General features: G+C 72.1%; 21 protein-coding genes. 11 read left to right on the forward strand and 10 right to left on the reverse strand.

The window, feature by feature from the left end; all coding sequences use genetic code 11:
• Positions 1-68: 68 nt before the first annotated feature.
• Positions 69-1160: a hypothetical protein gene (locus ACIGXW_RS09250; protein ID WP_399571547.1), complete on the reverse strand. Its 1092-nt coding sequence runs from the start codon at positions 1158-1160 to the stop codon at positions 69-71.
• 125 nt (positions 1161-1285) lie between these two features.
• Between ACIGXW_RS09250 and ACIGXW_RS09255 the strand changes: the two genes are divergently transcribed.
• Positions 1286-2431, forward strand: a complete 1146-nt coding sequence (locus ACIGXW_RS09255) for a cystathionine gamma-synthase (RefSeq protein ID WP_360906411.1) — start codon at positions 1286-1288, stop codon at positions 2429-2431.
• A gap of 146 nt (positions 2432-2577) precedes the next feature.
• On the opposite strand, the gene ACIGXW_RS09260 is transcribed toward ACIGXW_RS09255, so the two are convergent.
• On the reverse strand, positions 2578-3081 hold the full coding sequence (locus tag ACIGXW_RS09260; RefSeq protein ID WP_177337451.1) for a MarR family transcriptional regulator: 504 nt from the start codon (positions 3079-3081) through the stop codon (positions 2578-2580).
• Positions 3082-3338: 257 nt separating this feature from the next.
• On the opposite strand from ACIGXW_RS09260, the gene ilvA reads away from it, so the two are divergent.
• The 3 genes from ilvA to ACIGXW_RS09275 all read left to right on the forward strand — a co-directional run bounded on the left by ilvA (position 3339) and on the right by ACIGXW_RS09275 (position 6522).
• Positions 3339-4550: a threonine ammonia-lyase gene (gene ilvA, locus ACIGXW_RS09265; protein WP_399571550.1), complete on the forward strand. Its 1212-nt coding sequence runs from the start codon at positions 3339-3341 to the stop codon at positions 4548-4550.
• 125 nt (positions 4551-4675) lie between these two features.
• Positions 4676-5665 carry an ATP-binding cassette domain-containing protein gene (locus ACIGXW_RS09270; RefSeq protein ID WP_399571553.1) on the forward strand — a complete coding sequence of 330 codons (990 nt, stop codon included), beginning with the start codon at positions 4676-4678 and terminating at the stop codon, positions 5663-5665.
• Positions 5662-6522, forward strand: a complete 861-nt coding sequence (locus ACIGXW_RS09275) for an ABC transporter permease (RefSeq protein WP_399571556.1) — start codon at positions 5662-5664, stop codon at positions 6520-6522. The genes ACIGXW_RS09270 and ACIGXW_RS09275 overlap by 4 nt, the downstream gene beginning before the upstream one ends.
• A gap of 94 nt (positions 6523-6616) precedes the next feature.
• Here the strand turns inward: ACIGXW_RS09275 and greA are convergent, their stop codons facing one another.
• On the reverse strand, positions 6617-7114 hold the full coding sequence (gene greA / locus ACIGXW_RS09280) for a transcription elongation factor GreA (protein WP_071961727.1): 498 nt from the start codon (positions 7112-7114) through the stop codon (positions 6617-6619).
• 213 nt (positions 7115-7327) lie between these two features.
• Positions 7328-7741 (reverse strand): DUF4307 domain-containing protein, encoded by a 414-nt coding sequence (locus ACIGXW_RS09285; RefSeq protein WP_071961726.1) that lies wholly within the window; start codon positions 7739-7741, stop codon positions 7328-7330.
• A 122-nt stretch (positions 7742-7863) separates the two neighbouring features.
• Here ACIGXW_RS09285 and mca point away from each other — a divergent pair, with 122 nt between their 5' ends.
• From mca to ACIGXW_RS09300, 3 genes are all read left to right on the forward strand, one after another.
• A complete protein-coding gene (gene mca, locus ACIGXW_RS09290; RefSeq protein ID WP_071961725.1) occupies positions 7864-8733 on the forward strand; it encodes a mycothiol conjugate amidase Mca in 870 nt (289 codons plus the stop codon).
• A gap of 7 nt (positions 8734-8740) precedes the next feature.
• Positions 8741-8977 carry a hypothetical protein gene (locus ACIGXW_RS09295; RefSeq protein WP_104531531.1) on the forward strand — a complete coding sequence of 79 codons (237 nt, stop codon included), beginning with the start codon at positions 8741-8743 and terminating at the stop codon, positions 8975-8977.
• Positions 8978-9085: 108 nt separating this feature from the next.
• On the forward strand, positions 9086-11113 hold the full coding sequence (locus tag ACIGXW_RS09300) for a thioredoxin domain-containing protein (protein WP_399571559.1): 2028 nt from the start codon (positions 9086-9088) through the stop codon (positions 11111-11113).
• 39 nt (positions 11114-11152) lie between these two features.
• Here ACIGXW_RS09300 and ACIGXW_RS09305 read toward each other — a convergent pair whose 3' ends face one another.
• Both ACIGXW_RS09305 and ACIGXW_RS09310 read right to left on the reverse strand, forming a co-directional pair.
• Positions 11153-11785, reverse strand: coding sequence for a TetR/AcrR family transcriptional regulator (locus ACIGXW_RS09305; protein WP_399571562.1), 633 nt, complete (start codon positions 11783-11785; stop codon positions 11153-11155).
• A gap of 331 nt (positions 11786-12116) precedes the next feature.
• Positions 12117-12851, reverse strand: a complete 735-nt coding sequence (locus tag ACIGXW_RS09310; protein ID WP_399571564.1) for a hemolysin III family protein — start codon at positions 12849-12851, stop codon at positions 12117-12119.
• Between the two features lie 271 nt (positions 12852-13122).
• Here ACIGXW_RS09310 and ACIGXW_RS09315 point away from each other — a divergent pair, with 271 nt between their 5' ends.
• Positions 13123-14952, forward strand: a complete 1830-nt coding sequence (locus ACIGXW_RS09315) for a phosphoenolpyruvate carboxykinase (GTP) (RefSeq protein ID WP_399571567.1) — start codon at positions 13123-13125, stop codon at positions 14950-14952.
• 53 nt (positions 14953-15005) lie between these two features.
• On the opposite strand, the gene ACIGXW_RS09320 is transcribed toward ACIGXW_RS09315, so the two are convergent.
• The 4 genes from ACIGXW_RS09320 to ACIGXW_RS09335 form a co-directional block, all read right to left on the reverse strand.
• Entirely contained in the window at positions 15006-15389 is a 384-nt protein-coding gene (locus tag ACIGXW_RS09320) for a hypothetical protein (RefSeq protein WP_399571569.1), read from the reverse strand.
• A 55-nt stretch (positions 15390-15444) separates the two neighbouring features.
• Positions 15445-16653 (reverse strand): pyridoxal phosphate-dependent aminotransferase, encoded by a 1209-nt coding sequence (locus tag ACIGXW_RS09325; RefSeq protein WP_360906433.1) that lies wholly within the window; start codon positions 16651-16653, stop codon positions 15445-15447.
• Positions 16654-16729: 76 nt separating this feature from the next.
• Positions 16730-18334 (reverse strand): amidohydrolase family protein, encoded by a 1605-nt coding sequence (locus ACIGXW_RS09330; protein WP_399571571.1) that lies wholly within the window; start codon positions 18332-18334, stop codon positions 16730-16732.
• Positions 18335-18385: 51 nt separating this feature from the next.
• Entirely contained in the window at positions 18386-19669 is a 1284-nt protein-coding gene (locus tag ACIGXW_RS09335) for an alanine racemase (RefSeq protein ID WP_399571573.1), read from the reverse strand.
• Between the two features lie 156 nt (positions 19670-19825).
• Between ACIGXW_RS09335 and ACIGXW_RS09340 the strand changes: the two genes are divergently transcribed.
• The 3 genes from ACIGXW_RS09340 to ACIGXW_RS09350 are packed head-to-tail and all read left to right on the forward strand — an operon-like array spanning position 19826 to position 22034.
• Complete coding sequence (locus ACIGXW_RS09340) at positions 19826-20866, forward strand: sugar kinase (RefSeq protein ID WP_399571575.1); 1041 nt, start codon at positions 19826-19828, stop codon at positions 20864-20866.
• The gene (locus tag ACIGXW_RS09345; protein WP_399571577.1) at positions 20863-21627 is read left to right on the forward strand and encodes an IclR family transcriptional regulator; all 765 of its coding nucleotides are present in this window, start codon (positions 20863-20865) and stop codon (positions 21625-21627) included. The genes ACIGXW_RS09340 and ACIGXW_RS09345 overlap by 4 nt, the downstream gene beginning before the upstream one ends.
• Positions 21624-22034 carry a RidA family protein gene (locus tag ACIGXW_RS09350; RefSeq protein ID WP_399571580.1) on the forward strand — a complete coding sequence of 137 codons (411 nt, stop codon included), beginning with the start codon at positions 21624-21626 and terminating at the stop codon, positions 22032-22034. The genes ACIGXW_RS09345 and ACIGXW_RS09350 overlap by 4 nt, the downstream gene beginning before the upstream one ends.
• Positions 22035-22037 lie beyond the last annotated feature (3 nt).

Consider the following 22037-nt stretch of genomic DNA (forward strand, 5'->3'; position numbering starts at 1 on the left):
TGATTCCGGCGCCGTTCGACAGGATTTCGCCCAGGGTTCCGCCCGGCGCTCCCGCCCGGCGCCCGGCGCTATGCGGAGTGCCGCCCCGCCTCGAAGCCCGCCACGGCCATCGCCCGGTACGCGGTGTACACGGCCACCGGGTCCTGCTCGTACGTCCACGGCACCGCGCCGATGTGGCCGTCGACCTTGCGCAGCTGCTCCAGGGCCTCGCCGTGGCGCTCGGCCCGGACCAGGAACCACGCCAGCAGATGGCGCACGTGCGGCAGCACGGGGTGGTCCTCCGGGGCACCCGCCACCGCGAACTGGGCGGCCTCGATCGCCTGGCCGACCACCACGCTCTGGAACAGGCCGCGCACCAGCTGTACGTCGGGCAGGTGGTCGTGGACGGCGAACAGCGGCAGCGCCGGCAGCAGGCTGCCCTCTGCCGCGCCGGCCGCCGCCCGCTGGGCGAAGGCGTCCGCCTGCTCCTGCGAGCCGTGCCACTTCGCGCTCCAGTACCGCAGCGCGGCCAGGTGCGCGCCCATGTGCTGCGGGGCCCGGGCCACCACCGTCTCCCACACCGACTGGAACTCCGCCTCGCTCGCGTTCAGGCCCCGCGCCACGCCCAGCTCGACGATGTACGGCACGGGGTCGCCCGGCGCCAGCAGGGCCGCCTCGGCGCAGACCGTGCGGGCCTCCTCCAGGATCATCCGGAAGTCCTGCGAGGACGGGTCGCGCAGCGCCTGCTGGACCAGGAACTCGGCCTGGACCGCCGCGCCGCCCGCGTCCTTGGGCGCCACCACGCGCCAGTGCCGCAGCCACATCCCGCCCGTGCCCGGCGTCTCGGCCAGCTCGCGCACGGCGGCCCCGGCGAGGGTCTGCACGCGCTGCCAGCGCAGCTCGGGCGCGTCGGCCGCGGGGGTACGGGCCAGCAGCTCGGAGGCGGGCTTCCAGTCCTGGGTGCGGCGGGCCTCCTCCACGGCGGCCAGCAGCTCCGGGTCGGGGCCCGGGAGCCGTACGTCCAGCTGCCCGGGGGGTACGAAGCCGTGGGCGCCCACCGGGTCGACGGCCGCGCCGGCACCCAGCAGGGCGTCCTGCTCCGCGCGGCGGCGGCGCAGCGCCGGTACCACCACGACGCCGCAGATCACGACGAGGGCGAGCAGGATGAGCAGAAACTCCATGAGGTGTCCCGAGAGCTGAGAAACGAGGATCGACGTCGGTACAACGCCACAAAGCGGCGGATCGTTCATCCGCCGGTTACAAGTGAACAGGAGCGTTCGGGGGAACGGGTACTACGCTCGGGTAAATGAGCGACCAGCACAGCTTCGAGACCCTCGCCATCCACGCCGGGCAGGAGGCGGACCCGCTGACCGGGGCCGTCGTGCCGCCCATCTACCAAGTCTCCACCTACAAGCAGGACGGCGTCGGCGGCCTGCGCGGCGGCTACGAGTACAGCCGTAGCGCCAATCCCACCCGTACCGCCCTGGAAGAGAACCTGGCGGCCCTCGAGGGCGGCGTCCGGGGCCTGGCCTTCGCCTCCGGCCTGGCGGCCGAGGACTGCCTGCTGCGCACGCTGCTGGCGCCGGGCGACCACGTGGTCATCCCGAACGACGCCTACGGCGGTACGTTCCGGCTCTTCGCCAAGGTCGTCGGCCGCTGGGGCGTGGAGTGGTCGGTCGCCGACACCTCCAGCCCGGAGGCCGTGCGCGCCGCCATCCGGCCCGAGACGAAGGCCGTCTGGGTCGAGACCCCGTCCAACCCGCTGCTCGGCATCACCGACATCGCCGCCGTCGCGGGCGTCGCCCACGAGGCCGGCGCCAAGCTGGTCGTGGACAACACCTTCGCCAGCCCCTACCTCCAGCAGCCGCTGGCGCTGGGCGCGGACGTCGTCGTCCACTCCACCACCAAGTACATGGGCGGCCACTCCGATGTCGTCGGCGGCGCGCTGATCACCTCCGACGCCGGCCTCGGCGAGGAACTGGCCTACCACCAGAACGCGATGGGCGCCGTCGCCGGCCCCTTCGACTCCTGGCTGACGCTGCGCGGCATCAAGACCCTGGCCGTGCGCATGGACCGCCACACCGCCAACGCCGAGCGCGTGGTGGAGATGCTGGTCGCCCACCCGAAGGTGACGCAGGTCTACTACCCGGGTCTGCCCGAGCACCCGCTGCACGAGGTCGCGGCCAAGCAGATGCGCGCCTTCGGCGGCATGGTGTCCTTCCGCGTCGCGGGCGGCGAGCAGGCGGCGGTCGAGGTCTGCAACCGCGCGAAGCTGTTCACCCTCGGCGAGTCGCTGGGCGGCGTCGAGTCCCTGATCGAGCACCCGGGCCGGATGACGCACGCCTCGGTGGCCGGTTCCGCGCTGGAGGTCCCGGCGGACCTGGTGCGCGCCTCGGTCGGCATCGAGTCGGCGGACGACCTGCTGGCCGACCTGACCCAGGCGCTGGGCTAGACGGCGGGAACGTTTCACCCCTGACCGGTCGACCCAGGTCGACCGGTCGCGCCCAGGCGACCGGCGCGGGGCCACGAGCCGGCCACCCCCCGGCGGCGGCCCGGGCCCGGGCCGTATCCCGTGTCCCGTCGACCGGTCGCGCCCGCTCAGGAAGCGGGCGGCACCTGGGTCGGCTGGGTGAAGTGGATGTCGGAGAGGGCTCCGTTGAAGCGGGTGAGCAGGGTGCAGAACACCTCGCGCTCGTTCTCCGTCCAGCCCTCCGTCACCAGCGCCATCAGCTCGCGGCGCGAGGCGCGCACCTCCTCCAGCCGCGCCTTGCCGCGCGGCGAGAGCTGCAGGACGACCGCGCGGCCGTCCTCCGGGTGCGAGGTGCGCTTGACCAGGCCGGTGTCGACCAGCGGCGCCACCTGGCGGGTGACGGTCGAGGAGTCGATTCCCATGCCCGCGGCGAGGGCCTTGACCCCCATCGGGCCTTCCTGGTCGAGGCGGTTGAGCAACAGGTAGGCGGCGCGGTCCATGGAGTTGTGGACCCGGCCTACGCCACCGAGCCGGGTCTGCTCGGCGCGGCGGGCGAAGACGGCCACCTGGTGCTGGAGGGCGTCGAGGACACCGGGGGCGAGGTCGGTCGTCATGTCCTGATGGGTGGGCATGGCCTGGGGCTCACTTCGTACGGCGGGCAGGGGAACGGACTGTGAACTGCTCAGAATGGGGGACAGAGTACGCGGCCCGGGGCGTGCTCGTACCAGTGCTCCGCAAACCGGTCGGTATGTATGTATGCGGCTCATGTCGACGACGCTGCGGGGCCGGGCGAAAACCCTGGCAAAGCCCCAGGTGAGGGGCTGATCGAGGGCCCGTGGGCCGGCCCGGGCCGAGGGCCCCGGGGCCGGCCGCGCAGGATACTTGCCTCATGGCCGCACGCCTCGTCTCTCCCGGCGATGTGCGCCGTGCGCGGCGGACGTTGTCCGGAGTGTCCGTGACCACCGCCCTGGAGGGCAGCCGCCATCTGTCCGCTCTGGTGGGCGCCCCGGTCCACCTCAAGTGCGAGAACCTGCAGCGGACCGGGTCCTTCAAGCTGCGCGGCGCCTACGTGCGGATCGCCGGCCTGTCGCCGCGGGAGCGGGCGGCCGGCGTGGTCGCGGCCAGCTCCGGCAACCACGCCCAGGGGGTGGCGCTGGCGGCCTCGCTGCTGGGCGTGCGGGCGACGGTGTTCATGCCGGATGGCTCCCCGCTGCCGAAGGTGGCCGCCACGCGCGGCTACGGCGCCGAAGTCCGGCTGGGCGGACAGGCCCTGGACGAGGCGCTCGGCGCCGCGCGCGAGCACGCCGAGCGCACCGGTGCCGTCTTCATCCACCCCTTCGACCACCCCGACATCGTCGCGGGCCAGGGCACGGTGGGCCTGGAGATCCTTGAGCAGTGCCCCGAGGTGGCGACCGTCGTGGCGGGCATGGGCGGGGGCGGGCTGGTGGCGGGGATCGCGGTGGCCGTCAAGGGGCTGCGCCCGGACGTGCGGATCGTGGGCGTGCAGGCGGCCGGCGCCGCCGCGTACCCGCCGTCGCTGGCCGCCGGGCACCCGGTGTCACTGGACGCCCCGGTGACGATGGCGGACGGCATCCGGGTGGGGTGCCCCGGCGAGGTGCCGTTCCGGATCGTCGAGGAGCTCGTGGACGAGGTCCGTACCGTCACCGAGGACGAGCTGGCGGCCGCGCTGCTGCTCTGCCTGGAGCGGGCGAAGCTCGTGGTGGAGCCCGCCGGGGCGAGCCCGGTGGCGGCGCTGCTGGCCGATCCCACGGCGTTCGAGGGCCCGGTCGTGGCCGTCCTGTCCGGCGGCAACGTGGACCCGCTGCTGCTGCAGCGCGTGCTGCGCCACGGCATGGCGGCGGCGGGCCGCTACCTGTCGCTGCGGCTGCCGCTGACGGACCGTCCGGGGGCGCTGGCGGCGCTGCTCGCGGTGCTGTCCGCCGCCGACGCCAACGTCGTGGACATCAGCCACGTACGGACCGATCCGCGGCTCGGCCTGACGGAGGCGGAGGTCGAGCTGCACCTGGAGACGTCGGGGCCGGAGCACCGCGCCCAGGTGACGCAGGCGCTGCGGGCGGCGGGCTATCCGGTGATGTCCTGATATCCGGGGGCGGGTTTGCGGCGTGTTTCCCAGGGATTTCGGCGGTGGCATTCATTCACAGGGCGGGATGGCGAGGATGAACGTAAAATCATCTATTACGTCACCTTTAAACGGGGAGAACCTCCATGCCAGGCGCGATATACGCCGAAGGCCTGGTCAAGACCTTCGGCGACGTCACGGCTCTGGACGGCGTTGATCTCGACGTCCCGGAAGGAACCGTTCTAGGACTGCTCGGCCCCAACGGCGCGGGCAAGACCACCGCCGTGCGCGTCCTCACGACCCTCATCAAGCCCGACCGCGGCAAGGCCGTCGTCGCGGGCATCGACGTACTGAAGAAACCCAACGAGGTCCGCCACTCCATCGGCCTTTCCGGACAATTCGCCGCCGTCGACGAATATCTGACGGGCCGTGAGAACCTCCGGATGGTCGGCCGGCTCTACCAGATGAGCGCGCGCGACGCGAAGGCCCGGGCGGGGGAGCTGCTGGAGCGCTTCAACCTCGCCGACGCCGCCGACCGCGCCGCCAAGACCTACTCCGGCGGCATGCGCCGCCGCCTCGACCTCGCCGCCGCCCTCGTCGTCAGCCCGCCCGTGATGTTCATGGACGAGCCCACTACGGGCCTGGACCCGCGCAACCGGCAGCAGTTGTGGGAGGTCATCCAGGAACTCGTCGCCGGCGGCACCACCTTGCTGCTCACCACCCAGTACCTGGAGGAGGCCGACCACCTCGCGCACGACATCTGCGTGATCGACCACGGCAAGGTCATCGCCCGCGGCACCTCCGACCAGCTCAAGGCGCGTACAGGCGGGGAGCGCGTCGAGCTGGTCGTGCACGAGCGCGGCCACATCGACCTCGCCCTGGAGGTCATGCGCGCCTTCGGCAAGGGCGAGGCCACCGTCGAGGAGCACACCCGCAAGGTCATCGTCCCGGTCTCCGGCGGCGCCAAGCTGCTCGCCGAGGTGATCCGCGAGCTCGACGCCCGCGGCATCGAGCTCGACGACATCGGGCTGCGCCGCCCGACGCTGGACGACGTGTTCATCTCGCTCACCGGGCACGTCGCCGAAGCCGCGGACGAGGCCGACGAGGCCACGGCGAAGGAAGGGGTCACCCCATGAGCGCCGCCCAGGGCACCTACTCCCGGCGGCCCGTCCCCACGGCGCGCGGCGGTGCGGTCCAGTCCGTCCGCGACTCCCTGGTCGTCGCCCAGCGCAATCTGATCCGCATGGCCCGCATACCCGAAGTGGTGATCTTCGGGCTGATCCAGCCGATCATGTTCGTGGTGCTGTTCAGCTATGTCTTCGGCGGCTCGATCGCCGTGGGCGGCAGCACCGACCCCGACCTCTACCGCCAGTTCCTGATGGCCGGCATCTTCGCCCAGACCGTCACCTTCGCCACGGCGGGAGCGGGCGCGGGCATCGCCGACGACATGCACAAGGGCCTCATCGACCGCTTCCGCTCGCTGCCCATGGCCCGCGGGGCCGTGCTCACCGGGCGGACGCTCGCGGACCTGGTGCAGACCGCCCTCACGCTCGTCGTGCTGGCCGTCGTCGCCGTGATCGTCGGCTGGCGCATCCACGAGGGCGTCCTCAAGGCGCTGGCCGGCTTCGCCCTGCTGCTCCTGCTCGGCTACGCCTTCTCGTGGATCGGCGCACTGATCGGCCTGAGCGTCAGAACGCCGGAGGCGGCCACCTCGGGCGGGCTGATCTGGCTCTTCCCGCTGACCTTCATCTCCAACGCCTTCGTACCGGCGGACAACATGCCCACCGTGCTGCGCACCATCGCGGAGTGGAACCCGTTCAGTGCCACGGTGCAGGCGGCGCGGCAGCTCTTCGGCAATCTGCCGGAGGGGTACCCGGTGCCGGCGGCATGGCCGATGCAGCACCCGGTGTGGGCGTCGCTGATCTGGTCGGTGCTGATCATCGTCGCCTTCCGCTCGCTGGCGGTGCGCAAGTACCGCTCGGCGACGGCGTGAGGCGGGGGGCCGCACAGCGCCCCCGGAGCGCGGGAGAGCCCCGGACCCAGGCGGGTCCGGGGCTCTCCGGCGGCAGTGTCCTGCTCGGCCCTGCTCAGCCCTGGTAGGGCTTGGCCTCCAGGATGCGCACCATGGCCTTGCGGCCGTTGGGCAGCTCGTACTGGGCGTCCTCGCCGATCTTCTTGCCGTTCACGCCGGAGCCCAGGGGGGACTGCGGGGAGTACGTCTCGATGTCCGAGCTGGCGTACTCGCGCGAGGCGAGCAGGAAGTCGAGCGTGTCGTCCGGGTCGCCGTCGAAGGCGATGGTGACGACCATGCCGGGGGCCACCACGCCGTCGGCCGCGGGGGCCTCGCCGACCTTGGCGGACTCCAGCAGCTGCGTCAGCTGGCGGACGCGGAGCTCCTGCTTGCCCTGCTCCTCCTTGGCCGCGTGGTAACCGCCGTTCTCTCGCAGGTCACCTTCCTCGCGGGCCGCCGCGATCTTTGCGGCGATCTCGGTGCGAGCGGGACCAGACAGGTACTCCAGCTCGGCCTTGAGCTGGTCGTACGCCTCCTGAGTCAGCCAGGTGACGTTGTCGCTGGTCTGGGTCACAGGTGCTCCTCGTCGGTACTGGGGGAATGCTTGGGGTACATCGCGATAACAAATGAACGCCCTACTCAGAAGGGTGCACCTTCAAAGCGGGGCGAAACCACGAGCCTAACAATTACGTCCGTAAAGGGGGAAGAAGTAAAGGGGAGAAACCGCGCAAGAATCGCGTCAACGCAGGTCAGAGGGGGGTCTATCCCTTTTGACCATGGTGGCGGGTCAGCCGCGGGCCGCGCTCCGGCAGCCCTCGAGCTCCGTGGCGGTGGCCCGACCGGTCGTCCGGACGGTGACCAGCTCCGTGAAGTGGCCCTCGCGGCGGTCGAAGGTCACGTCCTTGCGCGCCACCTCGCCCCCGTCCTCGCCCAGCGAGCGCAGCGTGCACACGCCGGTGGCGTCCTTCTCCTTGCGGATCTCCAGGACCGCCTGCACCGTGTCGTCCGAAACGGTCTTGGAACGCACCAGCTGACCGCTGACGTCCGACTTCGTGACGTAGTGCACACCCGCCCAGGCGACGAAGCCGAGCAGCGCGGCGCCCAGCACCCCGCCGACGATCTTCAGCTTGCGGTCGGCGCGTTCGTCCGCCGAGCGGCCGTAGCGGCCCTCGGGCAGGGCGGCCTGGCGTTCCGCAGCCATGGTCGTTCCTCCTGGGTCTCGTTCACCGGACGCGGAATGAATCGGCGGCCGTTTCGGTCACTATAGGAGGCGCCCCGGCTGACCGATAAGAGGGGCCATGACCAGTGACTGAGGATCGAGCCTTGACTGAGCAGCTCCGACTGATGGCCGTTCACGCCCACCCCGACGACGAGTCGAGCAAGGGCGCGGCCACGATGGCCAAGTACGTGTCCGAGGGGGTGGACGTGCTGGTCGCCACCTGCACGGGTGGTGAGCGTGGCTCCATCCTCAACCCCAAGCTCCAGGGCGACCCCTACATCGAGGAGCACATCCACGAGGTCCGCGCCAAGGAGATGGACGAGGCCCGCGACATCCTCGGCGTCAAGCAGGAGTGGCTGGGCTTCGTCGACTCCGGTCTGCCCGAGGGCGACCCGCTGCCGCCGCTGCCCGAGGGCTGCTTCGCGCTGCAGGACGTCGACGAGGCGGCCGGCGCGCTGGTGAAGCTGATCCGCGAGTTCCGCCCGCACGTGATCACCACGTACGACGAGAACGGCGGCTACCCGCACCCCGACCACATCATGACGCACAAGATCACGATGGTGGCCTTCGAGGCCGCGGGCGACCCCGAGCGCTACCCCGAGGCCGGCGAGCCCTGGCAGCCGCAGAAGCTCTACTACAACCAGGGCTTCAACCGCGAGCGCACCCTGGCCCTCCACGAGGCGCTGCTGGCCCGCGGCCTGGAGTCCCCTTACGGCGAGTGGCTGGAGCGCTGGCTGACGGCCGGCCGCCAGCGGACCCTGACCACGTACGTCCCGTGCGGCGACTTCTTCGAGATCCGCGACAAGGCGCTGATCGCCCACGCCACCCAGATCGACCCCGACGGCGGCTGGTTCCGGGTGCCGCTGGACCTCCAGCGCGAGGTGTGGCCCACCGAGGAGTACGAGCTCGCGAAGTCCCTCGTCGACACTTCCCTCCCCGAGGACGACCTCTTCGCGGGCATCCGCAACAATTGACCCCATGATGAGCGCGACTGCAACCCTCGCCGCCACCCACCTCGTGCCGTTCGCCGCCGAGGAGCTGGACAAGAACAAGGTCACGCCCGGTGTGCTCGGCTTCCTCGTCTTCGCCGTGATCGGCGGGGCCGTGTGGATGCTGATGAAGAGCATGAACAAGCACATGAAGCGGGTGGACTTCGAGGAGGCGCCGGAGCCCTCCGCGGAGGCGCTGCCCGGCGGGGCCGGCAAGACGACGGCGTAGGAGTCGTCCTTCGATCGCCGGACGGGCGGAAGGTCCAGTCCGGCGATTGAGGACGGGGGGTCCGGGGCGGAGCCCCGGTTTCGTGCTGCCGTGGGGAAGGATGGCCCCATGCCGAACCGTCTGGCGCACGAGACGTCCCCCTACCTCCTCCAGCACGCCGGGAACCCGGTCGACTGGTGGCCCTGGTCGCCCGAGGCCTTCGCCGAGGCCCGGCGGCGGGGCGTGCCGGTGCTGCTGAGCGTGGGGTACTCCAGCTGTCACTGGTGTCACGTCATGGCGCACGAGTCCTTCGAGGACGATCCGACCGCCGCCTACCTCAACGAGCACTTCGTCTCCGTCAAGGTCGACCGCGAGGAGCGGCCCGACATCGACGCCGTGTACATGGAGGCGGTCCAGGCCGCCACCGGCCAGGGCGGCTGGCCCATGACGGTCTTCCTCACCCCGGACGCCGAGCCGTTCTACTTCGGCACCTACTTCCCGCCCGAGCCCCGGCACGGCATGCCCGGCTTCGTCCAGGTCCTCGAGGGCGTCCACGCCGCCTGGCGCGACCGGCGCGACGAGGTGGGCCAGGTCGCGGGGCGCATCGTGCGGGACCTGGCGGACCGGACGCTGTCCGTGGACACCGCCCGGCCCCCCGCCGCCGAGGACGCGCACGCCGCGCTGCTGGGGCTGACCCGGGAGTTCGACGCCGTGCGCGGCGGCTTCGGCGGCGCACCGAAGTTCCCGCCGTCCATGGCGCTGGAGTTCCTGCTGCGCCACTACGTCCGCACGGGCTCGGCGGCGGCCCTGGAGATGGCGGGCGCCACGTGCGAGGCGATGGCGCGCGGCGGCATCTACGACCAGCTCGGCGGCGGCTTCGCGCGCTACTCGGTGGACGCCGGCTGGGTGGTGCCCCACTTCGAGAAGATGCTCTACGACAACGCCCTGCTGTGCCGGGTCTACGCCCACCTGTGGCGGGCCACGGGCTCGGAGCTGGCCCGGCGCGTCGCCCTGGAGACGGCGGACTTCATGGTCCGCGAACTGCGCACGGCGCAGGGCGGCTTCGCCTCGGCGCTGGACGCCGACAGTGACGACGGTACGGGGCGGCACGTCGAGGGCGCGTACTACGTGTGGACGCCGCGGCAGTTGCGGGAGGTGCTGGGTGAGGCGGACGCGGCCATGGCGGCGGTCCACTTCGGGGTGACCGAGGAGGGCACCTTCGAGGAGGGCGCCTCCGTGCTGCGGCTGCCCGACACCGAACAGCTGTGGGACGCCGGGAAGGTCGCCTCCGTGCGGACCCGGCTGCTGGCGGCGCGCGATCAGCGGCCCCGCCCGGCACGGGACGACAAGATCGTGGCCGCCTGGAACGGGCTGGCCATCGCCGCACTGGCCGAGACCGGCGCCTACTTCGACCGCCCGGACCTGGTCCAGGCCGCCACGGACGCCGCCGACCTGCTCGTCCGCACCCACATGGACTGGCACGCGCGGCTGTTCCGCACCTCGCTGGACGGCGTCGCCGGCACGCACGCGGGGGTGCTGGAGGACTACGCGGACGTCGCCGAGGGCTTCCTGGCCCTGGCCGCGGTCACCGGCGAAGGCGTGTGGGTGGACTTCGCGGGCCTGCTCCTGGACACCGTGCTGATCCGCTTCACCGACGTGGACGGGGCGCTCTTCGACACCGCGGACGACGCCGAGATCCTCATCCGGCGCCCGCAGGACCCCACCGACAACGCCACCCCCTCCGGCTGGACGGCGGCGGCCGGCGCCCTGCTGACGTACGCCGCGTACACCGGCAGCTCCGCGCACCGGGAGGCGGCGGAGAAGGCGCTGGGCGTGGTGCGGACGCTCGGGGCGAAGGCGCCGCGGTTCATCAGCTGGGGGCTGGCGGTGGCCGAGGCCCTGCTGGACGGACCGCGCGAGGTCGCGGTCGTCGGCCCGGCCGATCACCCGGTCACCCGGCAGCTGCACCACACGGCGCTGCTGTCCACGGCCCCCGGCCTGGTGGTGGCGGTGGGCGAGCCGGGCTCCGAGGAGGTGCCGCTCCTGCACGGCCGAACCCTGCGCGACGGCCGTCCGGCGGCCTATGTGTGCCGGAACTTCACCTGTGACGCGCCCACGGTCGACGCGAAGGCCCTGGCGGAGAAGCTGGGCGGCTGAGGGCGGCGGCGCGCGCCGCGGTGGGGCCCGGAGCCCGGGTCAGCGGGTGAGGCCGCGGACGAGGACGCCCAGGGCTCGGTCGATCAGGGCCAGCGGGTCCTCGGTCTGCCCCTGCTCGACCCAGGCCATCATCGCCTCCTGCATCGCGCCGAGGACGGCGGCGACCGCCACCCGCAGCTCCAGGTCGTGCGGCGGGCGGCCCGTGCGCTCGGCCAGGACGGCGCAGAGCATGCGGCCCGTCCGCGCCATGCCCTCCGCCGACCGGCCGCGCAGCGCGGGCACCTCGTGGACGAGCCGGGTGCGCTGGCGGAGCTCGGCGAGGTCGGTGTCGACGAGGTGGCGCAGGCCGTCCAGGACACCCCGGCGGATGGACTCCAGGGGCGGCTCGCCCGCGGGGCGGGCCCGGATCGCGGCCTCCATCAGCGGGTCGTACTCGTCGGTGAGCACGATGTCTTCCTTGGTGGGGAAGTAGCGGAAGACGGTGCTGGGGGAGACGTCGGCGGCCTCGGCGATCCGGTCGACGGGGGTGGCGTCGTAGCCCTGCTCCGCGAAGAGGCGGTAGGCGGCGCCGCGGATCGCCCGACGGGTCTGGATCTTCTTCCGCTCCCGCAGCCCGAGCCTGGGCCCGGGCTGCCCGGTGGGGGAGGTCTGTGCTGAGGCCATGCCCTGCATTCTCGGTCATCCGTCCGTGACCGGGACCGGCCGGATCCTTGATGCCACACTGACTGTCAGTGCGGTGTGTGACGCTGTGTGCGGGGCAGGGGAACGATCAGTGAAATGATCGGAGGTAGTCATGACGGTTGTGGCTGTGAACGCTCTCGCCGTGCTGGTGGCGGGGTTATGCGTCGGGGGCTATGTGGTGGCCGGCGAGGCGGCCGTGCTCACCGTGGTGCTGGCCGGGGTGGCCTCGCTGGCCTGGCGGGTGGCCGCGGCGTCGAGGCCGCGGCCCGCGAGAGGACGGCGGGTACGGGCCGGGCGCCCGTCGCACCCGGCGTCCGGTCCGTCAGGCGTGGGAATAGGCCACCAGCGAGATGCCCACGTAGTGCGTGACGAAGGCGGCCAGGGTGAGGGAGTGGAAGACCTCGTGGAAGCCGAACCACCGAGGTGAGGGGTTCGGGCGCTTGATCCCGTAGATCACGCCGCCCGCGGAGTAGAGCAGGCCGCCGACGATCACCAGGACGAGGACGGCCACGCCGCCCTTGCGCAGGAAGTCCGGCAGGAAGAAGACGGCGGCCCAGCCCATGGCGATGTAGCAGGGGGTGTAGAGCCAGCGCGGCGCGCCGACCCAGAAGACGCGGAAGGCGATGCCCGCGAGGGCCGCCGCCCAGACCGCCCACAGCAGCACCTGCCCTCTGCTGCCGGGCACCAGCAGCATGGTCAGCGGCGTATAGGTGCCCGCGATGATCAGGAAGATGTTCGCGTGGTCGAGTCGGCGGAGCACGGCCGTCGTCCGCGGGCTCCAGTTGCCGCGGTGGTACAGCGCGCTGATGCCGAAGAGCAGACAGGCGGTCAGTACGAAGATCGCGCAGGCGATCCGGCCCCGGGTGCTGTCCGCCAGTGCGGTGAGGAAGACACCGGAGATGAGCACGGCCGGGAACATTCCCGCGTGCAGCCAGCCTCGCAGCCGCGGCTTGACCGCGTCCGCGACGGAGGAGGGGATGACATCGGGAGGAGCGGCGGTCGCGGCCGCGGCAGAAGCGGAGGGCGCGATTCGCGCTGCGTCGGGCGCGGAAGTCATGCCCGTCATGCTACCTACGCCACCGTAGGTTACGGACCGGTATCGCGTGGCGATGGTCACGGGGGTGCCCCCTGGACAGATCGGATGATGAGTCGGATGATCAAATGAGTGCGGGCGGCACCGGATGAGCGGTCACGAAGCGTCTGGGTCGCAGCCCCCAAGGGGCAACATGTGCAGAGGCGGGTACATACCGGGCATCCCGGTATGCAATTACCCGTTCCACCCTCAACATCTGACGCCGGACAGCGGGTTCCGGCGGGACGGAGCGATCGTGGCGCGCAGCAGTGCGGCTCCCACCACCCTCACCAGCCACCAGGAGCTGATCTCCTGGGTCGACCAGATTGCCGCCCTCACTCAGCCGGACCGCGTGGTCTGGTGCGACGGCTCCGAGGCCGAGTACGAGCGCCTGTGCGAGGAGCTCGTCGCCAAGGGCACCTTCCGCAAGCTCGACCCGGTCAAGCGCCCCAACTCCTACTACGCCGCCTCCGACCCCAGCGACGTGGCGCGCGTCGAGGACCGCACCTTCATCTGCTCCGAGAAGGAGGAGGACGCGGGCCCGACCAACCACTGGAAGGCCCCCGCCGAGATGCGGGAGATCTTCCAGGGCAAGGACGGCGACGGGGGCATCTTCCGCGGCTCCATGCGCGGCCGCACCATGTACGTCGTGCCCTTCTGCATGGGCCCCCTCGGCTCGCCGCTGTCCGCGATCGGCGTCGAGATCACCGACTCCGCCTACGTCGCCGTCTCGATGCGCACCATGACCCGCATGGGCCAGGCCGTCCTCGACGAGCTCGGCACCGACGGCTTCTTCGTCAAGGCCGTCCACACCCTCGGCGCCCCGCTGGCCGAGGGCGAGGCCGACGTCCCCTGGCCGTGCAACACCACCAAGTACATCTCGCACTTCCCCGAGGACCGCGAGATCTGGTCCTACGGCTCCGGCTACGGCGGCAACGCCCTGCTGGGCAAGAAGTGCTACGCCCTGCGCATCGCCTCGGTGATGGCGCGCGACGAGGGCTGGCTGGCCGAGCACATGCTCATCCTCAAGCTCACCCCGCCGCAGGGCGAGGCGAAGTACGTGGCCGCCGCCTTCCCCTCCGCCTGCGGCAAGACCAACCTCGCCATGCTGGAGCCCACGATCTCCGGCTGGACGGTGGAGACCATCGGCGACGACATCGCCTGGATGCGCTTCGGCGAGGACGGCCGCCTCTACGCCATCAACCCCGAGGCCGGCTTCTTCGGCGTCGCCCCCGGCACCGGCGAGCACACCAACGCCAACGCCATGAAGACCCTGTGGGGCAACGCCGTCTTCACCAACGTCGCGCTCACCGACGACAACGACGTGTGGTGGGAGGGCATGACCGAGGAGTCCCCGGCTCACCTCACGGACTGGAAGGGCAACGACTGGACCCCCGCGTCCGGCACCCCGGCCGCCCACCCCAACGCCCGCTTCACCGTGCCCGCCTCGCAGTGCCCGATCGCCGCGCCCGAGTGGGAGGACCCCAAGGGCGTGCCGATCTCGGCCATCCTCTTCGGCGGCCGCCGCGCCTCGGCCGTGCCGCTGGTGACCGAGTCCTTCGACTGGCAGCACGGCGTCTTCCTCGGCGCCAACGTCGCCTCCGAGAAGACCGCCGCGGCCGAGGGCAAGGTCGGCGAGCTGCGCCGCGACCCCTTCGCCATGCTGCCGTTCTGCGGCTACAACATGGGCGACTACATGGCCCACTGGATCAAGGTCGGCAAGGGTGCCGACCAGGACAAGCTCCCGAAGATCTACTACGTGAACTGGTTCCGCAAGAACGACGCGGGCAAGTTCGTCTGGCCGGGCTTCGGCGAGAACAGCCGCGTGCTGAAGTGGATCGTCGAGCGCCTGGACGGCAAGGCCGAGGGCGTCGAGACCCCGATCGGCATCCTGCCGACGCGCTCCGCGCTCGACACCGAGGGCCTGGACCTGCCGGAGGAGGACCTGGACTTCCTGCTCAAGGTCGACACCGAGGTCTGGCGCGAGGAGGCGGCACTGGTGCCCGAGCACCTGAACACCTTTGGTGAGCACACCCCGAAGGAGCTGTGGGACGAGTACCGGGCGCTGGTCAAGCGCCTGGGCTGACCGCTCCTCTTTTTGTCCTCAATCGCCGGACGGGCTCCATTGAGCCCGTCCGGCTAGGGGAAGAGAAAACCCGCGTGGGCGTGCATCCGCTCCGCCGCCAGGGCGGCGCTCGGCGCGTCGCCGCGCTGGGTGGCCACGACCAGGGCCTGGCCCGCCAGCATGTGCGCCCGCTGGTGCAGGGCGGCGAGACGGGCGGGGGCCACCGACCCCGTGGTCGGAGCCGCCCGCAGGGGCGAGTGGCCCAGCAGGCGCTCCACCCGCAGCGCCAGCCGCGCCGCCGCATCGTCCAGCGCGGCCGCCGGCGCCAGCACCCGCAGCTCGTCCGTCACCGTCAGCAGCGCCGTGAAGTGCCCTGCCAGCCGGATGTCCAGCTCCTCCTCGCGGGAGCGGTGCGGGCCGTGTGCGTGGACCGACTTGGTGCGGATCGGTTCGTACATGGATGGCCTCCTGAGTTACCTCTGAAGGCCATCCTAACTTAGACAGCGTCTAAAGTTATTGGCCGTAGCCGTCCAGGAAGTTCCCGATCCGGGTCACGGCCTCCGCCAGATCCTTGGCGTTCGGCAGCGTGACCAGGCGGAAGTGGTCCGGCTCCGGCCAGTTGAAGCCCGTGCCGTGCACGACCATGATTTTTTCGGCGCGGAGCAGGTCCAGCACCATCTGCCGGTCGTCCTTGATCTTGTAGACCTTGGGGTCGAGCCGGGGGAAGGCGTACAGCGCGCCCTTCGGCTTCACGCACGTCACGCCCGGGATCTGCGTCAGCAGCTCGTGCGCGACGTCGCGCTGCTCCAGCAGCCGGCCGCCGGGCAGCACCAGGTCGTTGATCGTTTGCTTGCCGCCGAGGGCGGTGGCCACCGCGTACTGCGCCGGCATGTTGGCGCACAGGCGCATGTTGGCCAGGATCGTCAGGCCCTCGATGTAGCTGTCGGCGTGGGCCTTGGGGCCGCAGACCGCCAGCCAGCCGCTGCGGTAGCCGGCCACGCGGTAGGCCTTGGACAGGCCGTTGAACGTCAGCGTCAGCAGGTCCGGGGCGATTGCGGCGGTCGGGGTGTGGGTCACGCCGTCGTAGAGGATCTTGTCGTAGATCTCGTCGGAGCAGACGATCAGGTTGTGGCGGCGGGCGATCTCCGTCAGGCCGCGCAGCATCTCGTCGTCGTAGACGGCGCCCGTGGGGTTGTTCGGGTTGATGATCACGAGCGCCTTGGTGCGGTCGGTGACCTTGCGCTCGATGTCGGCCAGGTCCGGCATCCAGTCCGACTGCTCGTCGCAGCGGTAGTGCACGGCCGTGCCGCCCGCGAGCGAGACCGACGCCGTCCACAGCGGGTAGTCGGGGGCCGGGACGAGGACCTCGTCGCCGTCGTCGAGCAGTGCCTGCATCGACATCTGGATGAGCTCGGAGACGCCGTTGCCGAGGTAGATGTCCTCGACGGACAGCTCGATGCCCTTGGTCTCGTAGTGCTGCACCACGGCGCGCCGGGCGGCGAGCAGCCCCTTGGCGTCGCCGTAGCCGTGCGCGTCGCCGACGTTGCGCAGCATGTCCTCGAGGATCTCCGGCGGGCACTCGAACCCGAAGATCGCGGGGTTGCCCGTGTTGAGCTTGAGGATGCGGTGACCTGCTGCCTCGAGCCGCATCGCCTCCTCGAGCACCGGGCCACGGATTTCGTAGCAGACGTTGGCGAGCTTCGTTGACTGGATCACCTGCATGACGGCCACCATACGGGGACGTCACGCGGCACGCGCGCCCTTTCCCGCCCCACCGGGAGCGCCCCGGCCGGGCCCCTCAGCCCGCGGGCGAGCGCCTGACCGTGCGTCCCGCCAGAACGTCCGTCCGGCGTCCGTCTTCCATCACAAAGCGTCCGGCAATCAGGACATAAGGAATGCCGGTCGGAAGCGTCCGCGGGGCTTCGAAAGTGGCACCGGAGGCCACCGTCAGGGGATCGAAGAGTACGAGGTCGGCGCGGTGTCCCTCGCGTACGAGACCGCGATCCGGCAGCCGCAACCGGGCCGCGGGCCGCGACGTGAGATGCGCCACGCACTCCTCCAGGGAGAACACGCCCAGCTCACGCGCGTACCGGCCCAGGTAGTGCGGAAACGTGCCGAAGGCACGAGGGTGGGGCTTCGCGCCGTGCAGGATGCCGTCGCTGCCGCCCGTGTGCACGCGGTGCCGCATGATCGCGCGGACGTTCGCCTCGTCCCCCACGTGCTGCAGGATCGTCGGCCCCAGCCGGTCCTCGATCAGCAGCCGGCGGGCCGTGGCGAACGGCGCCTCGCCGCGGTCGCGCGCACAGGCGGCGACGGTCCGGCCCACGTACTCCCCGAGGCCCGGGCCGGCCACGCCGGAGATCTCGACGGCGTCCCAGTCGATCGGCACGCCGTGGCAGCCGTCCGCGCCCGTCACCTCCATGGCGTGCCGGATCCGCCCGGCCGTGGCGTCGTCGCGCAGCCGCGCCAGCACCGCCTCCGGCCCGCCCTCGCTCGCCCAGCTCGGCAGCATCGCGGCGAGCGTGGTGCAGCCCGGCGTGTACGGATAGGTGTCGAGGGAGATGTCGGCGCCGTCCGCGAGCGCGGCGTCCAGCAGGGTCAGCAGCTCGCCGGCGCGCCCGGCGTTCACGCCGAAGTTCATGACGGCGTGGGCCAGGTGCAGGGCGCAGCCCGCCGTGCGCGCGAGGGCGATCATCTCCTCGTACGCGGCCAGGGCGCCCGCCCCGTACGAGCGGTGGTGGGGGCAGTAGTAGCCGTCGTACCGGGCCACGACGCGGCACAGCTCGGTCAGCTCGGCGTCGTCGGCGTACATGCCGGGCGTGTAGGTGAGCCCGGAGGACATCCCCACCGCGCCCTGCTCCAGGCCCTCGGCGACCAGGTGCCGCATGTGGTCCAGCTCGGCGGCCGTGGCCGGCCGGTCCGTCCAGCCGACGGCCAGCATCCGCACCGCGCCCTGCGGTACGAGGTAGGCGGCGTTGACGGCGATGCCCTGGTGGTCGAGCCGGTCCACATACTCGCCGACGGTGCGCCATGTGAAGTCGACGTCGTGGCCGTCGCCGTTCCAGCCGGCGATCGCCGTGCGGATCTGGGGGAGGGTGCGGTCGTCGACGGGCGCGTACGACAGGCCGTCCTGGCCGATGACCTCGAGCGTCACGCCCTGGGCGACCTTGGCCTCGTGGGCGGGGTCGCGGAGGAGGGAGAGGTCGCTGTGGGCGTGCATGTCGATGAAGCCGGGCGCCAGCGCGAGGCCGTGGGCGTCGAGGGTGCGTCTGCCCGTGGGGCGTGGCCCGTCGCCCGGGCGGTGGATCTCGGCGATCCGGCCTTCGGTCAGGCCGACGTCGGCGCGGTAGGAGGGGGTGCCGGTGCCGTCGATGACGCGTACGTCGCGTAAGACGGTGTCCATGGGCGGCGAGTCCTTTCCCCGATCCCGCCCCTTCCCGGGACGGCGGGTGGGCTAGAAGAAGGTGCGGACGTAGTCCGTGACCGTGCCGTCCGCCGTGGCGAGCGGGATCAGGGGCCACTTCTCGAACACCGTGCACGGGTGCGACAGCCCCAGCCCCACCCAGTCCCCGACTTCCAGCTCCGTGTCCCCCGAGAGGGCCACGAACGCGTGCTGGTCGGCGAGCCGGGTCACCGTCAGTCCCTCCGCCGGGCGCAGGGAGCCGTCCCGGGCGGAGCGGACGAGCTGGGGCTCCGGCAGGCCGAGGTCGTAGGAGACGTCGCGCTTGCCCGCGTTGAGGTAGGCCATGCCGGGCTCGGGACGGGAGACGACCTGGGCCCACAGGCGGAAGGCGGGCTGCAGGGCGCCTTCTTCGGGGAGCCGGTTGAAGGGCGTCTTGCTGCGGTACTGGCCGTCGTCGTGGGTGACGTACGCGCCGGAGCGCAGCAGCCTGAGCACCGGCGCGGACAGCGGCGGAAGCTCTGCGAAGACCTCGGCGACCGCGTCGAACCAGGCGCTGCCGCCCGCGCTGACGACGATCTCCTCGACGCCGGCGAAGCGGTTCTCCTTGTCGAAGGCGACGGCCAGCCCGGTGAGGCGGCGCATCCAGGCCCGTACGGTCTCCCCGTCGGCGTCGGGGATCTCCGCCTCGTAGCCGGCGACGCCGACCAGGCGCAGGGTGCCGGTCGCCGCGACGGCGTCCGCGACGCGGGTGGCGTCGGCTTCTGTGCGGACGCCCGTGCGGCCGCCGGTCTCGCCGAGTTCGACGACGACGTCGAGGGGGCGGCCGGCCCCGGCGTCGCGCAGGGTGGCGTCCATCAGCTCGACGCCGCGCACGGAGTCGACGTAGGTGACGATCCGGAGGTCGGCGTCGGCGGCGAGCTCCGCCGCGATCCAGCGCAGGGCGGCGGCGTCGACGACCTCGTTGGCCAGGAAGATCCGCCGGACGCCGAAGGCGCGGTAGACGCGGACCTGGGCGGCCGTGGCGGCGGTGATGCCCCAGGCGCCGTGCGCCAGCTGGCGCTCGAAGAGCCGCGGCGCCATGGAGGTCTTGCCGTGCGGGGCGAAGGCCAGGCCGTGACCGGCGGAGTAGCGCTCCATGACGGCGAGGTTGTGGTCGAGCGCCTCGGCCGACAGGGCGAGCACGGGGGTGGTGAAGCCGCCGGTGAACAGGGAGCGGCGCTCGGCGGCCAGCTCGCCGACGGTCCGGCCCTGTGCGTCCGGGGGCAGGCCCTTGAAGCGGTGGTCGACCCGTTCCTCGGCGAGGCGGGCGACGGCGTCGGCGGCTATGGCGGCCATGCGGGCCTCCCGTGAAGTCGTGATGCAGTCGTCGTGTTGCATTCTCTGCAACATCCATTGCGTGGAGCGCTGCGTGCTGTCTAACATCCCGCCAAGTACCGGGTCAACGGTACGAATCCCTGCGGGCCGGGTCGAGGGGGGCATACGACCGCCATCATGAGTACCCCCATCCCCACCGCCGGCTTATCGGACGTCGACGTCGTCTGCCTCGGCGAAGCCATGGTCGCCTTCCGCCCCACGGCACCGGGCCCGCTCGCCGACGCACCCTCCTTCGAGCGCGGCATCGGCGGAGCCGAGGCCAACGTCGCCTGCGCCCTGGCCCGGTACGGCCACCGCACGCGCTGGGCCGGCCGGGTCGGTACGGACGGCTTCGGGACGTACCTGCTGGAGGCCCTCGCCGCACACGGGGTGGACACCTCGGCGGTGCGGCGCGACCCGGCCCGGACGACGGGCCTGTACTTCCGTACGGCCGGGGAACGGGCGACTGCCGCCGCCCCCGCCCGCGAGCCGTACGCCGAGGTCGCCTACTACCGCTCCGGCTCGGCGGCCTCGGCCATGTCACCGGAGAACGTCGCGCGCGAGGTCGCCTGGTCCGGGCGCGTCCTCCACCTCACCGGCATCACCGCCGCCCTCTCCGCCGGCTGCCTCGCCCTGACGCGCGCCCTGACGGCCCGCGCACCCGGCCGCCCCCTGGTCTCCTTCGACGTCAATTTCCGCGCCCCGCTGTGGCCCGCGGCGGCCGGGGGCCCGCGGACCCTCGCCGCGCTCGCCCGCGGCTGCGACGTCGTCTTCGTCGGCGAGGACGAGGCACAGGACCTCTGGGGCGTCACCGGCGCCGACGCCGTACGGGCCCTCCTGCCCGAGCCGCCGCTGCTGGTCGTCAAGCGCGGCGCCGCCGGGGCCACCGCGTACACGGACGGCACCGTGGTCGCCGTCCCCGCGCCCGCCGTCGACGTCGTCGCGCCCGTCGGCGCCGGTGACGCCTTCGCCGCCGGGTTCCTCTCCGCGACCCTGCGCGGACTGCCGCTCGCCGCCCGGCTGCGGCACGGCCACCTCATGGCCGCCTCCGCCCTCACCGCCGCCGGCGACCTCGGCGAGCCGCCCGCCCGGGCGCGCGCCGACGCGCTCGCGGGCCTGGATCCCGGCGCCTGGGGAAGACTGCGACTCGGACCGGGCTGGGAGGAACACACCGCATGAGCCAGACCGTCGACCGCGCCCTGAGCATCCTGCCGCTGCTCGCCGAGGGACCCGCCAACCTCGAACAGGTCGCGAGCCGCCTCGGCGTGCACAAGTCCACCGCGCTGCGCCTGCTGCGCACGCTGCACGAGCACGGCATCGTCCACCGGCAGCAGGACCAGCGCTACCGCCTGGGCGCGCGCCTCTTCGCCCTCGCCCAGCAGGCCGTCGAGGGCCTGGACGTACGGGAGATCGCCCATCCCCACCTCGTGGCGCTCAACGAGCGGTGCGGGCACACCGTGCACCTCGCCGTGTACGAGGAGGACGAGGTCCTCTACATCGACAAGGTCGAGAGCCGCTACCCCGTACGGATGTACTCCCGCATCGGCAAGCCCGTGGCGATCACCGTCGCCGCCGTCGCCAAGGTGCTGCTCGCCGACCTGCCGGAGCCGGAGCGCCGTACGGTCGCCGAGCGGCTCGACTACCCCGCCTACACCTCCCGCTCGACCCCGCACGCCGCCGCCTTCCTCGAGGAGCTGGGGGCCGTACGGGCCCGGGGCTGGGCCACCGACTTCGGCGGCCACGAGGAGTCGATCAACTGCGTCGGGGCGCCCGTCCGCGGTGTGGACGGCCGGGTGGTCGCCGCCTGTTCGGTGTCCGCGCCGAACGTCGTCGTCACCGCCGACGAACTCCTCGCCCTGCTCCCGCTGGTCCGCCGCACGGCGGACGCGATCAGCGCGGACTACTGCGGAAGCACCCCACCCACGAAGGCGATGCCATGACCGAGAAGACGGCCGTCATCCCCGCCGGCCACACCACTCCTCCCGCCGCGTTCTCGCACGGCGTGCGCAAGGGCAACATCCTCCAGGTCGCCGGCCAGGTCGGCTTCCTGCCCGCCGGGCCGGGCGGCCCCGCCGCCCCGGTCGTCGCCGGGCCGACGCTGCGCGAGCAGACCCTGCAGACGCTCGCCAACGTCCGGGCGGTGCTCGAGGCGGGCGGCGCGAGCTGGGAGGACGTGCTGATGCTGCGCGTCTACCTCACCGACACGGCCCACTTCGCCGAGCTGAACGAGATCTGGAACGCCTACTTCGCCGACCTGGAGCAGGCCCCCGCGGCCCGGACGACGGTCTACGTCGGCCTGCCGCAGGGCCTGCTCATCGAGATCGACGCGATGGCGGTGCTGGGCTGACGC

It is taken from the genome of Streptomyces sp. NPDC053079 (assembly GCF_044546695.1).
In the GTDB taxonomy this organism is placed as follows: Bacteria; Actinomycetota; Actinomycetes; order Streptomycetales; family Streptomycetaceae; genus Streptomyces.

Coding starts and splice junctions, on each gene's coding strand:
- ACIGXW_RS09275 (WP_399571556.1), top strand. CDS start 5,662: ATGAGCGCCGCCCAGGGCACCTACTCCCGGCGGCCCGTCCCCACGGCG.
- ACIGXW_RS09320 (WP_399571569.1), bottom strand. CDS start 15,389: ATGTACGAACCGATCCGCACCAAGTCGGTCCACGCACACGGCCCGCAC.
- ACIGXW_RS09260 (WP_177337451.1), bottom strand. CDS start 3,081: ATGCCCACCCATCAGGACATGACGACCGACCTCGCCCCCGGTGTCCTC.
- ACIGXW_RS09345 (WP_399571577.1), top strand. CDS start 20,863: ATGAGCCAGACCGTCGACCGCGCCCTGAGCATCCTGCCGCTGCTCGCC.
- ACIGXW_RS09300 (WP_399571559.1), top strand. CDS start 9,086: ATGCCGAACCGTCTGGCGCACGAGACGTCCCCCTACCTCCTCCAGCAC.
- ACIGXW_RS09330 (WP_399571571.1), bottom strand. CDS start 18,334: ATGGACACCGTCTTACGCGACGTACGCGTCATCGACGGCACCGGCACC.
- ACIGXW_RS09305 (WP_399571562.1), bottom strand. CDS start 11,785: ATGCAGGGCATGGCCTCAGCACAGACCTCCCCCACCGGGCAGCCCGGG.
- ACIGXW_RS09350 (WP_399571580.1), top strand. CDS start 21,624: ATGACCGAGAAGACGGCCGTCATCCCCGCCGGCCACACCACTCCTCCC.
- ACIGXW_RS09295 (WP_104531531.1), top strand. CDS start 8,741: ATGAGCGCGACTGCAACCCTCGCCGCCACCCACCTCGTGCCGTTCGCC.
- ilvA (WP_399571550.1), top strand. CDS start 3,339: ATGGCCGCACGCCTCGTCTCTCCCGGCGATGTGCGCCGTGCGCGGCGG.
- ACIGXW_RS09325 (WP_360906433.1), bottom strand. CDS start 16,653: ATGCAGGTGATCCAGTCAACGAAGCTCGCCAACGTCTGCTACGAAATC.
- ACIGXW_RS09310 (WP_399571564.1), bottom strand. CDS start 12,851: ATGACTTCCGCGCCCGACGCAGCGCGAATCGCGCCCTCCGCTTCTGCC.
- ACIGXW_RS09335 (WP_399571573.1), bottom strand. CDS start 19,669: ATGGCCGCCATAGCCGCCGACGCCGTCGCCCGCCTCGCCGAGGAACGG.
- ACIGXW_RS09285 (WP_071961726.1), bottom strand. CDS start 7,741: ATGGCTGCGGAACGCCAGGCCGCCCTGCCCGAGGGCCGCTACGGCCGC.
- ACIGXW_RS09270 (WP_399571553.1), top strand. CDS start 4,676: ATGCCAGGCGCGATATACGCCGAAGGCCTGGTCAAGACCTTCGGCGAC.
- ACIGXW_RS09340 (WP_399571575.1), top strand. CDS start 19,826: ATGAGTACCCCCATCCCCACCGCCGGCTTATCGGACGTCGACGTCGTC.
- ACIGXW_RS09250 (WP_399571547.1), bottom strand. CDS start 1,160: ATGGAGTTTCTGCTCATCCTGCTCGCCCTCGTCGTGATCTGCGGCGTC.
- ACIGXW_RS09255 (WP_360906411.1), top strand. CDS start 1,286: ATGAGCGACCAGCACAGCTTCGAGACCCTCGCCATCCACGCCGGGCAG.